14 protein-coding genes are annotated in these 13,978 nt (G+C 31.7%); 6 read left to right on the top strand and 8 right to left on the bottom strand.

All coding sequences use genetic code 11. From position 1 onward, the window contains the following. Positions 1 to 14: 14 nt before the first annotated feature. Complete coding sequence (gene carB / locus UIB65_RS04085) at positions 15 to 3,191, top strand: carbamoyl-phosphate synthase large subunit (protein ID WP_330039845.1); 3,177 nt, start codon at positions 15 to 17, stop codon at positions 3,189 to 3,191. A gap of 18 nt (positions 3,192 to 3,209) precedes the next feature. Here the strand turns inward: carB and UIB65_RS04080 are convergent, their stop codons facing one another. After that, positions 3,210 to 3,755 carry a zinc ribbon domain-containing protein gene (locus UIB65_RS04080; RefSeq protein WP_330039844.1) on the bottom strand — a complete coding sequence of 182 codons (546 nt, stop codon included), beginning with the start codon at positions 3,753 to 3,755 and terminating at the stop codon, positions 3,210 to 3,212. Between the two features lie 167 nt (positions 3,756 to 3,922). Between UIB65_RS04080 and UIB65_RS04075 the strand changes: the two genes are divergently transcribed. Genes UIB65_RS04075 through UIB65_RS04060 form a run of 4 tightly spaced genes read left to right on the top strand, consistent with a single transcriptional unit; the run spans position 3,923 to position 6,892 of the window. Continuing rightward, on the top strand, positions 3,923 to 5,077 hold the full coding sequence (locus UIB65_RS04075) for an amidohydrolase family protein (protein WP_330039843.1): 1,155 nt from the start codon (positions 3,923 to 3,925) through the stop codon (positions 5,075 to 5,077). A gap of 42 nt (positions 5,078 to 5,119) precedes the next feature. Then, positions 5,120 to 5,542 (top strand): universal stress protein, encoded by a 423-nt coding sequence (locus tag UIB65_RS04070; RefSeq protein ID WP_330039893.1) that lies wholly within the window; start codon positions 5,120 to 5,122, stop codon positions 5,540 to 5,542. Between the two features lie 44 nt (positions 5,543 to 5,586). Then, positions 5,587 to 6,426: a CBS domain-containing protein gene (locus tag UIB65_RS04065; RefSeq protein WP_330039842.1), complete on the top strand. Its 840-nt coding sequence runs from the start codon at positions 5,587 to 5,589 to the stop codon at positions 6,424 to 6,426. A 10-nt stretch (positions 6,427 to 6,436) separates the two neighbouring features. Continuing rightward, on the top strand, positions 6,437 to 6,892 hold the full coding sequence (locus UIB65_RS04060) for a hypothetical protein (protein ID WP_330039841.1): 456 nt from the start codon (positions 6,437 to 6,439) through the stop codon (positions 6,890 to 6,892). 197 nt (positions 6,893 to 7,089) lie between these two features. Here the strand turns inward: UIB65_RS04060 and UIB65_RS04055 are convergent, their stop codons facing one another. The 3 genes from UIB65_RS04055 to UIB65_RS04045 are packed head-to-tail and all read right to left on the bottom strand — an operon-like array spanning position 7,090 to position 9,593. Continuing rightward, positions 7,090 to 7,740 carry a TfuA-related McrA-glycine thioamidation protein gene (locus tag UIB65_RS04055; RefSeq protein ID WP_330039840.1) on the bottom strand — a complete coding sequence of 217 codons (651 nt, stop codon included), beginning with the start codon at positions 7,738 to 7,740 and terminating at the stop codon, positions 7,090 to 7,092. Positions 7,741 to 7,745: 5 nt separating this feature from the next. After that, positions 7,746 to 8,948 (bottom strand): YcaO-related McrA-glycine thioamidation protein, encoded by a 1,203-nt coding sequence (locus UIB65_RS04050; RefSeq protein WP_330039839.1) that lies wholly within the window; start codon positions 8,946 to 8,948, stop codon positions 7,746 to 7,748. A gap of 3 nt (positions 8,949 to 8,951) precedes the next feature. Then, positions 8,952 to 9,593, bottom strand: coding sequence for a site-2 protease family protein (locus tag UIB65_RS04045; protein WP_330039838.1), 642 nt, complete (start codon positions 9,591 to 9,593; stop codon positions 8,952 to 8,954). 40 nt (positions 9,594 to 9,633) lie between these two features. On the opposite strand from UIB65_RS04045, the gene UIB65_RS04040 reads away from it, so the two are divergent. After that, positions 9,634 to 10,659: an aminopeptidase P family protein gene (locus tag UIB65_RS04040; RefSeq protein WP_330039892.1), complete on the top strand. Its 1,026-nt coding sequence runs from the start codon at positions 9,634 to 9,636 to the stop codon at positions 10,657 to 10,659. 28 nt (positions 10,660 to 10,687) lie between these two features. Here UIB65_RS04040 and UIB65_RS04035 read toward each other — a convergent pair whose 3' ends face one another. The 4 genes from UIB65_RS04035 to UIB65_RS04020 are packed head-to-tail and all read right to left on the bottom strand — an operon-like array spanning position 10,688 to position 13,887. Beyond that, the gene (locus UIB65_RS04035) at positions 10,688 to 11,320 is read right to left on the bottom strand and encodes a 4'-phosphopantetheinyl transferase superfamily protein (RefSeq protein ID WP_330039837.1); all 633 of its coding nucleotides are present in this window, start codon (positions 11,318 to 11,320) and stop codon (positions 10,688 to 10,690) included. After that, a complete protein-coding gene (locus UIB65_RS04030; protein ID WP_330039836.1) occupies positions 11,313 to 13,214 on the bottom strand; it encodes a PP2C family protein-serine/threonine phosphatase in 1,902 nt (633 codons plus the stop codon). The genes UIB65_RS04035 and UIB65_RS04030 overlap by 8 nt, the downstream gene beginning before the upstream one ends. Next, positions 13,214 to 13,591 carry an ATP-binding protein gene (locus UIB65_RS04025; protein WP_330039835.1) on the bottom strand — a complete coding sequence of 126 codons (378 nt, stop codon included), beginning with the start codon at positions 13,589 to 13,591 and terminating at the stop codon, positions 13,214 to 13,216. The genes UIB65_RS04030 and UIB65_RS04025 overlap by 1 nt, the downstream gene beginning before the upstream one ends. Next, a complete protein-coding gene (locus UIB65_RS04020; protein WP_330039834.1) occupies positions 13,588 to 13,887 on the bottom strand; it encodes an STAS domain-containing protein in 300 nt (99 codons plus the stop codon). The genes UIB65_RS04025 and UIB65_RS04020 overlap by 4 nt, the downstream gene beginning before the upstream one ends. Between the last annotated feature and the right edge of the window lie 91 nt (positions 13,888 to 13,978).

The following is a 13,978-nucleotide window of genomic DNA, read 5'->3' as shown; positions in this document are numbered from 1 at the left end:
AATGGGGATTATAAATGCCAGTAGATAAGGATATTAAAAAAGTATTAATTATTGGTTCTGGACCTATTCAAATCGGACAAGCTGCAGAGTTCGATTATTCAGGATCACAAGCATGTAAATCACTAAGAGAAGAAGGTATTGAAACAGTACTTGTTAACAGTAATCCTGCTACAATTCAAACTGATTTAGGTATGGCAGACACTGTTTACACAGAACCATTAACTCCAGAAGTCGTTGCAAAAATTATTGAAGAAGAAGATATTGATGCTATTTTACCAACTATGGGTGGACAAACCGGATTAAATATTGCAACAGGCCTTGGAGATTTAGGATTATTGGATGGAATTAAAGTATTAGGTTCTGATGTTCAAACAATTAAAGATGTGGAAGACCGTGATTTATTCGCTAATTTGATGGAAGAAATCGGAGAGGAAATTCCAAAGTGTCAAGCTGTTGAAAGCGTTGATGAAGCACTAGATGCAGTTAAGGAAATTGGTTATCCGGTCATCGTAAGGCCAGCTTTTACATTAGGTGGAACTGGTGGTGGAATAGCTCACAATGAAGAAGAGTTAATTGAAATTGCTACTCACGGATTGGATATGAGTTTCATCAATCAGGTTCTCATTGATGAATCTGTTTTAGGTTGGAAAGAAATAGAATTTGAAGTAATGAGGGATAAAGAAGACACTTGTATCATTGTATGTACTATGGAAAACATAGACCCTATGGGAATTCATACAGGGGACAGTGTTGTTGTAGCTCCAATTCAAAACCTATGTGATGAAACTATTCAGAAAATGCGTGATGCTTCAATCAAGATTATCAGAGCATTGGGTATTCGTGGAGGATGTAATATTCAATTTGCACTCAATCCTGAAAATGATGAATATAAAGTTATTGAGGTAAATCCACGTGTATCTAGAAGTAGTGCACTAGCATCCAAAGCAACCGGTTATCCTATTGCAAAAATTTCATCAAAAGTGGCTTTGGGAATGACTTTGGATGAAATAAAAAATGACATTACCAAAGAAACTCCTGCTTCTTTCGAACCCGCTATTGATTATATCGTTGTTAAAATTCCAAGATGGCCATTTGACAAATTCAAAGGTGTTGGACGTGAAGTTGGAGTTCAGATGAAAGCTACCGGTGAGGTAATGGCTATTGGAAGAACTTTTGAAGAAGCATTCCAAAAAGCTTTAAGATCACTTGATATGGGTTTTGATGGTTTTGAATATGTTGAATATACTGAAGAGGATTTATCAAAACCTACAGATTTAATTTATTTCCAAATTTATTCTGCAATTAAAGATGGCATGGATATTGATAAGATAAGGGAACTTACAAATATCGATAATTTCTTCTTATACAAAATCAGAAACATTGTAAACTTTGAAAATGAGGTTTCTGCAGATAAATTGGATGATGAAGATTATTTAAGAAAAGCAAAACAGATGGGTTGTTCAAATAAAAGATTGGCTGATTTGTCAGGACAAACTGAAGAATATATTAGAAACTTGCTTTCAAGATACAACATCAAACAATCATATAAGATGGTAGATACTTGTGCTGCTGAATTTGAAGCTAAAACTCCTTATTATTACAGTAGTTATGATTCAGGTAATGAATTAACATCAACTACTAAGAAAAAGGTTGTTATTCTTGGTGCAGGTCCTATTAGGATAGGTCAAGGTATTGAGTTTGATTATTGTTGTGTACATTCCTCTCTTGCACTTAAAGATGATGGAATTGAAACCATTTTAATCAACAATAATCCTGAAACCGTAAGTACTGATTATGATATTTCTGATAAACTGTTCTTTGAACCACTCACCTTTGAGGATGTAATGGGTGTCATCGAACAAGAAAAACCTGATGGTGTCATTGTTCAATTCGGTGGTCAAACTTCTATTAACTTGGCAGTTCCATTGGCAAATGCAGGTGTTAAAATATGGGGAACTCCTTATGAAAGTATTGACAGGGTTGAAGATAGAGAATTATTCGCCGAACTTTTAGAAAAGTTACATATTCATCAGGCACCTTATGGAACCGCTAATTCATTTGAAGAAGCTAAATCCATTGCTGAAGAAATCACTTTCCCCGTTCTTGTTCGTCCATCATATGTTATTGGTGGAAGGGCTATGGAAATTGTTTATGACAATAAAGAGCTAGAAGAATATATGAAAGAGGCTGTTAAAGTCTCACCTGAACATCCTATTTTGGTAGACAAATTCCTGGAAGATGCTATTGAACTTGATGTTGATATTTTATGTGATGGTGAAGACGTATTCATTGCAGGTATCATGGAACACATTGAAGAAGCAGGTGTTCATTCCGGAGACTCTGCATGTGTAATACCTCCTCAAACCATTCCGGCACATATTTTAGATACTATTCGTGAAAATTCAACCAAATTAGCATTGGAATTGGATGTTAAAGGTTTAATGAATATTCAATATGCTGTAAAACTTGATGAGGAAATGGTTTATATCATTGAGGCCAACCCTCGTGCAAGTAGGACTGTTCCGTTTGTAAGTAAGGCTATTGGTGTGCCTCTTGCCAAGGTAGCTACTTGGATTATGAATGGTGCTAAATTAAAAGACTTTGATTTAACCAAAGAAATTAAAATTGACCATGTGGCTGTTAAGGAATCTGTATTCCCATTCTTAAAACTTCCGGAATCCGATACTGTTTTAGGTCCTGAAATGAAATCTACTGGTGAAAGTATTGGTATTGATGAAACCTATGGAATGGCATTTTACAAATCACAGCTTTCAGCGGGAATGGAATTGCCTAGGGAAGGTAAAATTTTCATTACTGTTAAGGAACAGGACAAGAAAAAAATCAGACCTATTGCAGAAAAAGCTGCTAATTTAGGATTTGACATTGTTGCAACTGCAGGTACTGGTGATGCAACAGGCCTTAAGGAAGTTGAAAAAGTTAAAAAGGTATCTGAAGGTTCTCCGAATATTAGGGATGCAATTCTAAACAAGGAAATTGATTTAATCATTAACACTTCCGAAGGTAAACAATCTGCAAAAGATGGTTATATCATCAGAAGATTAGCTATTGAACTTGGCATACCTTATGTTACCACATTGGCTGGAGCAAGAGCAGTTTTAAATGCAATTCCGGCTGTTCAAAATAGTGAAATCAATGTAAAATCTTTGAATAAATACACTGATGGAGATTAATTCTTCATCTCTTTTTTTTTAATTTTCGAATAAATATTCCTTAATGTTAATACCGCAGGACGGACATTCTGTTGCATTGATGTCCAATCTACTTTTACATTTAGGACAGTAATTTAATTTGACTTTATATTCCTTAGTTGTATCAATTTTAATGTTGACTTCAATTTTTTCGGTGACATTTGTTTTCAGCACATTAATGTCCCAATCATTGTCCATTAGTAATTTTTTGTAATAGAATGCTTCAGTCATTGTATCATAATGTCCTACAATTTCATCTCCTCTTTGTATGTAGAATTTACGGAGCTTATGATTAAAAAGGATTTCTCCTTCCCTTTCCTTTTTGTTGACATGCATTCCTTTAATTCGCCCTTTTGGTCGTTTTTCAGGAAATGGGGGCAGTTCCATATGTTCATACTTGTTTTCCAAGTCACATTCAACAAGTACGTCATAGTCAAAATTACAAAAAAATAGTGCATCCCTTTCATATAATGCATCGGATAATTTTTTAAATTCTCCATAATCCTTGTTATTGTGCTTTACTCGGTAAACATTTCCAGCTTTCACAATATTTCTGTAAAAATAGCGTATTTCTTGAGAATTAATAAAATCATCTCCTATTTAAAAGATGCTAATTATCATACTAGTCTATTAAATTTAATATTATTTGTTTCAATTTAATAAATTTAATGCATGATAAAATTTATTAATTAAAAAAATTAGATTTTCCTTTAATGTTTACTATAGCTAATGGAATCATATTAAAAGGCCTTGATTTGACTTTAAAAAAAGAAAATATTGTTGTTGATGATGGTAAAATAGTGGAAATTGGAAAAGATTCTAGGGAAGGTAAAATTATCGATGTTGATGGTGCGGTTGTATGCCCTTCATTTATCAATGCACATATGCACATTGGTGATTCAATTATCAAAGATGAGGGTTATTCATTATCATTAAGTGAAATGGTAAAACCTCCCAACGGTGTAAAACATAAGGCTTTGGATAATGTGGATGATGAAGTGTTAATGTCTGCTATGATGGATACGATGTGGGAAATGGTTCAAAATGGTATTACTCATTTCATAGATTATCGTGAAGGGGGAATTGATGGTGTCAAGCTTTTAAAAAAGGCTTCTGCAGAAATTCCCATCAAACCAATCATTTTGGGCAGGGATGACAGTTTTTATGGTGTTGATCCTGATTTGAAAAAAGTTAAAAAAGCCGTTCGCAAACTTTTAAGAATTGCCGACGGTATTGCTCCAAGCGGTTTTGGTGAAGTTACGGATGATGTTGCAAGAATTATTGTTGATGAGTGCAATAAACAAGATAAAATATCTTCAATTCATGTTGCGGAATCAGAATCTAATCAATTGGAGTCTTTCGATAAATTTGATAAAACCGAAATTGCCCGTGGTGTCGAATCTGATTTTAATCAGTTAGTTCATTTAACCAATCCAAAATTCAATGATTTGGATTTGGTTTCAAAATCAAATCAGAATGTTGTCGTTTGTCCAAGAGCTAATGCGACTTTGAATGTTGGTGTTGTTCCTCTAAATAAGATGCTGGATATGGGCATTAAACCTTTAATTGGAACGGATAATGTGATGCTTAATTCTCCAAATATGTTTCGGGAGTTGGAATTCAGCTTAAAGTTAATGTCTGTTTATTATAAAGACTATTTAAATCCAAAACAATTGTTGCAAATGGCTACAACTAATGTATGCTGTAATAAAATCAACAATCTTGTTAAAAAATCAACAATTTCTGTGGGTGAATCTGCGGAATTTATCGTGTCAAATTCTTTTTCAATTAATCCTTACTTAAATATGATAAATAGGTGTGAATCGAAAAATATATTATATATCATAAATAAAAAAATTAGCATATAGTATCATGATTGAATTCATATATTATATTGGGAGATGTTAATGATGTATAAAAAAATATTGGTCCCTACAGATGGGTCAGAATTTGCTAAAAAAGCACAAAAACATGCTTTATTCTTAGCTAAAGTTAGTGGGGCTGAAATAATAGCTGTAAGCGTCACTGAAAATAATTTTGTTAACGGACTTCCATTAGATGATGAAGTGTACCAGTTAAATCAAATATTAAATGAAAGATCACAAGAAAATCTCGATGAATTCGATAAATTAAATGAAGAAGATATAAAAATTAATCATGTTATTCGAGAAGGTTCTCCAGCAAGAGTTATTTTAGATGTAGCTGCTGAAGAGCAAGTTGATTTAATTGTTATGGGAAGTTCAGGTAAATCTGGCTTCGATAGATTTATTATGGGTAGTGTAGCAGATAAGGTTGTAAATTCTGCTAAATGTGCTGTACTTGTAGTGCATTAATTTCCTACCTTATTGTTTCATATTATTTAATATAGGTGTTTTTTATGTTAGTCAAAAGAACCATGTCTAAAAATGTAGTTAGTGTTTCTGTACCTGGAAACAGAGAAAAAGTTTTAGACTTAATGAGAAAAGAAAATAAAGCAGTACTTCCAGTAGTAAAAGAAGACACTAATAAATTAGTAGGTGTTATTACTCGTTCAGATTTAATTAATAATCCTGATGAAGAACAAATTGCAATGCTAATGAGTAGGAATTTAGTCACTGTTAGTCCTGATGATGATGTAACTGATGCAGCACGTATAATGATTGATAATAACGTTAGAAGAGTTCCAGTTATTAATGATGATGAAGAACTAGTCGGTATTATCACTTCTTTTGATTTGGTATCAAAAGCATTAACTAAAGTCAATGTTGATGATGCAGTTGAAAATTATATGATCACTACTGTTCCTACTACTTGGGTCAATGCTCCATTGAATGTTGCATTTGAAACTATGAATCAATTTGGTTTAAAATCTGTATTGGCTCTTGATGATGATGCTAAATTAGCAGGTATTTTAACCGAAACAGATTTCATTTCCGAAATCGAAATCATTTCTGAAAGAAGTGAACACAGTTCCACAGTTGGTACTGAAGGTGACAAATGGTCATGGGATAGTACTTCTGTATTATATATTGAGAAAAACCACTTGAAATTTACAGATAAAGTTGTTGGTGATGTTGCTGTTGGCAATGTGGAAGTAGCTAATTCCAAAACTAAAGTTACTGATTGTGCTAAAAAAATGAAATCATTAAATATTGAACAAATTCCTGTTATTGGTGTTGAAGGGGATTTGGTTGGTCTTGTCAGAGCTAGTGATTTGATTAAAGCATTAGTAGAATAATTGTGATATAATGGGTGTTAGTCCGGTTTTGATTGTTAAAGTTAATGATAGTGGTGTTAGCGTTCGTGCAAGGTTTTATGACGATTTGGCTGAACATGAGATTATCATTAACTCAGTAATCACTTATTGGTGGGCTAATAACTTGCCACCTGCTAAAAAATTTTTAGAGTTGTTTGATTCAGTAATTAAAAGGACGATTAATGAGATTATTCCTCACAAGATTTTAAATCTAAAATATGATGTTAAAGCTAATCAGGTATTGGATGAAGCTTCTGAACTGGAAATTAATCTAATTAGTGTCGATGCTGACGGTGTTGGATTTAAAATTGATAGTGAAACTATTTCATTGCAGGGACTTAGAAAAGTTACTGATGATTTTGAACCTAAAGAGTTTTCTGTATCTTTCAATCAGAGTATTGAGACTCCAGACATTGTTTTAAAAAAATATAAAGAAATGAAGGATTAATCTTTTATTTTTTTAATTATTCTTATTTTTTTAAATGAAATTATTTTTGATTATTTTGAATCTATAATTAATTTAAAGATAGTTTCGAATATCTTTTTCATTTTAATTAATTGATTTTTTATTTAAAATCAGGTTGTTTTATTAATTTAATAATCGGTCTAAAGACAAGTATATTATTTTAGAAAAAAATGGAATTTTTATATTATTGATTTGATGTGCCTTAACAAAGATTTTGCATCTTCTTTTTTAATGTCTTTGCTTTCACGTATAAAATTTATTAAATTTTCTTTTTTCCCATCGTCTAAACTGGATTCGTTTAATATTGATGCATAATTTCTTTTTGGATAATATGTTTTTTTAGCTATGCTGAGCAACTCTTCTTTTTCATTTTCGGTTATGATATTTTCATTTGCGGCATTTGAAAATACGTATCTCATATTTATCAGTGGAACTGAAAGTGGGTCTAAAGTTTCGCTATCGAGCATTACTGCAACGTCATCATCTGAATCAATTATTCCAGTAGCATATTGTTCATAACAATATCCGATACCTTCCATTCCCAATGTATCAAGTTCAGATGCTCTCAATGCCCCCATACTTGATGATCCAAACATCTTTATGCCAGATTTTATTGCAGCTAGAATCTCTTTGTGTCCTACTGCAGAATTTTGGTGAAACACTCCATCAATTATGCCAATAATATCTGGTTTTTCTTTTAAAGCAATATTCAAATCTCCTCTTTTAATGGGTCTTTTATATATTACTTCTACATCATCAAAACTATCCAATATCTGTTTTGCTTCATCAAAAGGGAGTGATAAACCTGTATAAATAATAATCTTAACCATTTTAATCAAACTTTTAAAAATCTATAACCTGCTCTTGTTTTGTCAATTGCATAAAGCTCCATTTCGGGAATAACAACTCTTACTACGCTGACATCTAATTCAGGTCTTGTTAAATTGGAATATAATATTTGTTTAATGTCATTAGCTATTAATTCGTTTTTAACAATTTCAATGTCTTCTGTAATTGAGGAAGTACTTTTATTTTCAATGTCTGATAATTTAATCTGTTCCTCTTCATCTTTAAAGTAGAATTTGTTAATGCGTTTCATTCTTTCGTAACCTGCTTCACGAGCAAAATCTGCTCTGACGGTATCTTCACGAGCACCGTTGATTTGTGTTGCTCTACTTTGGGCTACTTCTGTGAGTGCCCTTAGAATTGCAACCTCTGGGTCAAGATGGGTTCCGATTCCTAATGTTAAAAGCCCTGCATCTTTGGTGACTGTGTCATCTGCTGAAGCAGCTATTGTTGGGATTTTGATGTCTGCAGTAAAATCCATCAATTTGATTTTTATTCCTTCGTTTTCGAATTTACCTATTATATCTTTGATAATTTCGCTTTCGATACTGTCTATATTAATTTGGGCATAGTTTTTATGTGTAAGCTCAAAGATGCTCCATGCATCTCTTTCAATCACTTCAAACATTCCATGCAATATTGCTTCTTCTAGAATATTTCCTGAAGCTAGTCCATTGGTGTTGGATTTGAACAAGCTTTGTGAAGTTTCTTTTTGAAGGTATGGGTGAAAAATTGCATTGGTTGGGATATAATACTCTTTATTAGATATGAGGTCTTTACATTTGCTCCATTCAAGTTTAAAACCACTAATGTCTTTTTTTTCAAATTCATTAGGTAAATTTAATGTTTTAGGGTCAATATATTCTCCGTATTCTTCAATTTCAGTTAAGTTGCATATGATGCTTTCATCGGTTTCTTGTCTTTCAGCGGAATATCTCTCAAACCCTTCCATCATGGCGGATGCTTTTGCATGGTCTTTTGTAATGCCTTTTCCACCATAAATGCTGATTGCACCGTCTTCTGCAGTGGGTCTGATTGCAGTATAAATTGGAAGGCCTATCCTATCCAAATCTGTAATGTCTGCAATACGGGTAATTCCCGCTATCTTAAGTTTTTCTTCGTTATTTTCAATAGTTTGTTTGGGAGCAATTACCCTATGGGTGCCTGTAAAGTATGTAATTTCTTCGCTCATATTCTAAAATCCTATTATTATTCTAACCATGTTTTCAACGCCCATTGTCATGGATAATGCAGTCATAATTCCAGCAATGGCTATTGTAACAAACCAAATTCCAATGTTCCATCTCATTACTTTGGATCCGTCAAGGTTTCCAATTGGTAATAAGTTGAATGCAGCTAAAAAACTGTTAATTGAATAACCGAGGGAACATATTACAAATATTAAAAGAGATGTTTCTGAAGTAAATGCAGAACGATACACGATTGTTGCAATAATTAAAAATGCTATTGCAAGAATAATGTTTACAATTGGTCCTGCGATGGATATTTTACCGTTAATTTCATCACTCATGTAATTTGCATATGTGTATACTGCCCCTGGAGCTGCAAATACGAATCCGAAAAATGAAGTGACAAGTGCAAGTATTAATCCTTGTGGCCATAATTTGAATTCTGCCCAGTATCCATATTTCATTGACACGAATTTATGTCCTAATTCGTGTAAGATAAAACCAAGCCCTACTCCTACCATGATTGGCGGAAGAATCATCATTAAAGCATTCATGTCTCTTCCAGTATTTGCGATTCCAAAACTTAGTGAGATAACAAAGAATGCAATAATCAAATCTCTAATTTCACTAGCTGTAACTTTAAACATAATTTTAAAATATCTAATTTTATATATAAAGTTTTTTCTAATATTAATCATGGACTTACATATTGATAACATTTTAAAAGATTTAAAAAGCGACGATTTTGATGCTTATTTATTGACTGGATTTACTAATGTTGAATATATTTCAGGATATAAGCCCACCAGTTTTGCATTTTGCTTAATTAAAGACAATCCCATTATCTATGCTTCTGGAATGGATATGGAATTAGCTAAAAACAATTCTTCAATTGAGACAAAAGAATATGAATCATATGATGTTATGATTAAAGAGCTAAAGGAAGAAGGGATTGGAAGTTTAGCAATCGAACCAACGTTGCCGTTCAGTACTTATGTTAGATTTAGGGACGATTTTAAAATTGATTCTAAAACATATATAGATAAACAAAGAATGATAAAAACTCCTGATGAGATTGTAAAAATTACCAAAGCAACTGAAATTGCTCAAAAATCATTTTTACAGTTGGACATTTTAAATAATCCAAATACTGAAAAAGAAGTGGCTTTTGATCTGGTTCGGTATATGATTGAAAATGGCGCTGATAAAGAATCCTTTGATACCATTGTCACAAGTGGCTCTTCATCAAGTTTGCCTCATGCCATCCCTGGGGCTAAAAAATTGTCACAACCGATATTAATTGATTGGGGAGCTATTTTTGAGGGGTATTGTTCTGACAATACCCGTACGATGGTTTATACTGAACATCAACATGAAATTTGGGATATTGTGGCTGAAGCACATGACAAGGCTATAAAATCCATTAAATTGGGAATTAAATGTTGTGAAGTTGATAAGGTTGCACGGGATATTATTGACGAATATGGATATGGCGATAAGTTTATTCACTCAACAGGTCACAGCTTAGGATTGGATATTCATGAAATTCCAGGATTTTCTCCTAAGGATGAAACAATTATTGAAAATGGTATGGTGATAACTGTTGAACCTGGAATATATCTGGAAGGGGAATTTGGAGTTCGCCTTGAGGATACTGTCAGTATTTCTAAAAAAGGTAATGTCATTGGTGATTTGCCTTTAGATATAAAGTGAATGCATAGTCTTGAAAATGATTAAAAGATTATAACAGTTCTTTTGGAGTGTATTCTACATACTCCTTTACATTATATTTTGAACATATTGCTAGTTTATAGTCATAAACATCAAATAAACTGAATTTGAGGTTATTTTTATCATTATTAAGTTTAATATTTTCTTTGATGATTATTTCAAAACTATCCAAGTCTAAATTAAAACCCAGGCCTGTGTATTTCATGTAACTTTCTTTTAAAACCCAATATTTGAAAAACTCATCAGATGGATTTTTCGAGTTCATAATGCCTTCATATTCGCTGTTATAAAAGTAATTTTTAGCTATGTTCAAATCAATTTCAGGGTCATTGTATTCAATATCTACTCCTATTTCTTTATCAGATATTGCACAAGCGACTAACTTATCTGAATGGCTTAAGTTGAAGTAAATATTTTCATAGTTGGATATATATGACTTGCCGTATTCTTGAGTTTTAAAAATGGGATGGGTGATGTTTTCTTCTTTTAATAATTTGTCTAAAAGTAGGTATGCTCCGGCACTAAGTTTTTTATCCTTGTCAAATCTGAATAAGTTAACTTTTTGTTTTCTAGTTTCGGGCAGTAATTTGTATGCTTTAAACAAATTTAAATCATCGACTTTTGCACAGGCTACCTTAATCATTGCGGATCTTTAAATATAATAATGTCATGTCATCAAATTGTTCAGTATCTTTGGTAAATTGTTTAATTTCATTTAATAATGGTTCAATTGGTTCATTATTATTTTTAAACTTGTTGAAGAATTTTGATAAGTTATCTTTTCCGTACATCTCATTTTCATTATTGTTTGCATCTGTAATTCCATCGGTATATAGCACTATCTCTTGTGATAAATCTTTTTCTTCGGTTATATATTCATAATCTTCCATAATCCCTAAAACAATTCCTGAATCTATAGTCGGATAGATAAATTCATTGTTTTCTTTAACCAATGGCGGTTCATGTCCTGCATTTGAAAAAATAACTTTTTTAGTCCGTTTATTATAAATTCCCAGCCATAGTGTAATAAACATTGCTTCGGAATTATGTTCGCATAGTAAATTATTCAATAAATATAAAACTTTTGAAGGGTCTCTTTCTGTTTTAAGCAATTGCTTTACCAGTACCTGAGTAGTCATTGCGAGAATTGCCGCCGGAACACCTTTGCCTGAGGCATCACCAATTACTATTGCTAAATTTTCGTTGTCTAATTCATAATAATCGAAAAAGTCTCCTCCAACTTCTTTTGCGGGTTTTGAATAACCGTCAACAAGATAATTGTTGGTTGTAATTGGTTCAGTTGGCAGATTTGATGCCTGAATTTTTGTTGCAATTTCAAGTTCTGCTTTAATACGCTCTTTTTCACCTTCAATTTTATGGATATTTTCTATATAATTGTTATTGAATTTGATTAAGTCAGTATATGAGCGGGCAAGTGTTCCAATTTCAGTTGTTTCATTAATGTATTTTGAATAAATTTTCACTAATCCGTCAGATTCTATTTTTTCATTTTCATGAATGAAATCTTGAATTTTTGCAAATGATAAAATAGGTTCGATTACTTTCCTTTCGATATATTTTAAAACAGTTAATGATGGAATGAGGAAGATAAGCATTAGAATGTCCATAAATAACATCATCGAAAGCACAACTTCAGTCCTGCTTATTGGAAGGAGGTTGTCAATTGCAGTAATTAATGTGTGGTTACTGGCCAGTATGATTCCAAAAATTACCATAAATAATGTTGTTAAGAGGAAGATATTCATTATAGCTTCTGGAATTGAATCATAGTCTTCAGTATAAATGTCTGAAGTAATTGGTTTCCTTAAATAACTGAATAACAGTATTCCAATAATAATTAGTTCAATTAAAATACGGTAATTGTTCATTTTGATGCTATAATCTATTATAAATGTCACTACTAATGATAAAATCAATAAAATTCCCAATATTTTATATAATTTTAAATTGAATTCTTTTTCTGATTTTTCTGGGATGTGGACAAAATTAATTTTAGTTGAAAGCCATATTCCGACTATTCCAAAGATGGCTGATGAATTGATAAAGTTTAAAAAGTATCTTAATTCAATAAGTGTGGTTATGGATACAGTATCGGGATATAATAAATAAAACAACTTCCCATGGATTAATGAATATAAAGCACCACACACTAGTATTATTCCAAAAAATAATATTACATTTGAAGTGTTATTTAATTTTGGCTTTGAAACTTCAGGTCTGCCTTTATATGAATCATACCAAAGTTTATATCCTAGATATGATACTCCAAAACTAAATATTGCTGATAATATTGAAAGTATGGGATAATAACCTCTTATTAAATCACACAGTAAATTTGCAACAACTGCACCGAACGCACCATATGGTCCGAATAGTAATCCCAAAATTACTAATAATCCTACATGTGGGCTCAATCCTCCACCGAAATTTGATCCGTGATGCAAATAATATATTCCCAAATCAAGAATCATCATTAGAATGAAGGGAATCACTATTTTTTTAAATTTATCATTCATTATTCCACATTTTTAATAATTTTCAAATGATTTTCGCCATTTTGGTATTGATAATTTAGATTGTCTGCTATTTCTTTTGTTAAAAAGATACCTAGCCCTCCAATTTTAGCATCCTCGATATTTTCAGGAAGGTCTGGTGTTTTTTTAAGGAGAGGATTAAATTCCACTCCGTTGTCAATAAATTCGATGGTTAATTCTGGATTTTTGAATTCTACATTAACTCTGATAAAATCAGTTTGCGAGTAATTAACGATGTTGACAAATATCTCTTCAACAATTAAATTGACTTGAATATTTTCCTTTCCGAGTTCATTTGAAATAAACTCATTTAAAGTATATAACTCTTTTAATTCTGGTTTTAATGAAATTGAGTTCATTCTATCTTTAAGATTTTGTCAAAACCTGACATTTTGAATATTTCATTGATGGTGTCATTAACGTTTTTAATGACCATAGGAATGTTTTCAGGTTTTAATTTTTTTTGTGTTGCAATTAAAACACGTAATCCTGCACTTGAGATATATTCCAAATCAGTAAAATCGATAATTAATGAATCAAATTTACCCATTTCATCCATTATTTCATTTTCGAAATCTGGTGCAGTAACAGTATCAATACGGTCTCCAACTTCGATAGTTAATTCTTTTCCATTATAATTTTTTTTAATGTTCATTTTATCACGACTAAAATAATTTAAAAATTTTAATTTTTTATTAATTTAAATTTATGTATTACTCCCTTAAAAATTTTTACGAAAATTTGTA

Origin of the sequence: Methanobrevibacter sp., from assembly GCF_036307625.1 — an archaeon.
Taxonomy (GTDB): domain Archaea; phylum Methanobacteriota; class Methanobacteria; order Methanobacteriales; family Methanobacteriaceae; genus Methanocatella.
This window is presented reverse-complemented; position numbering and strand designations above follow the sequence as displayed.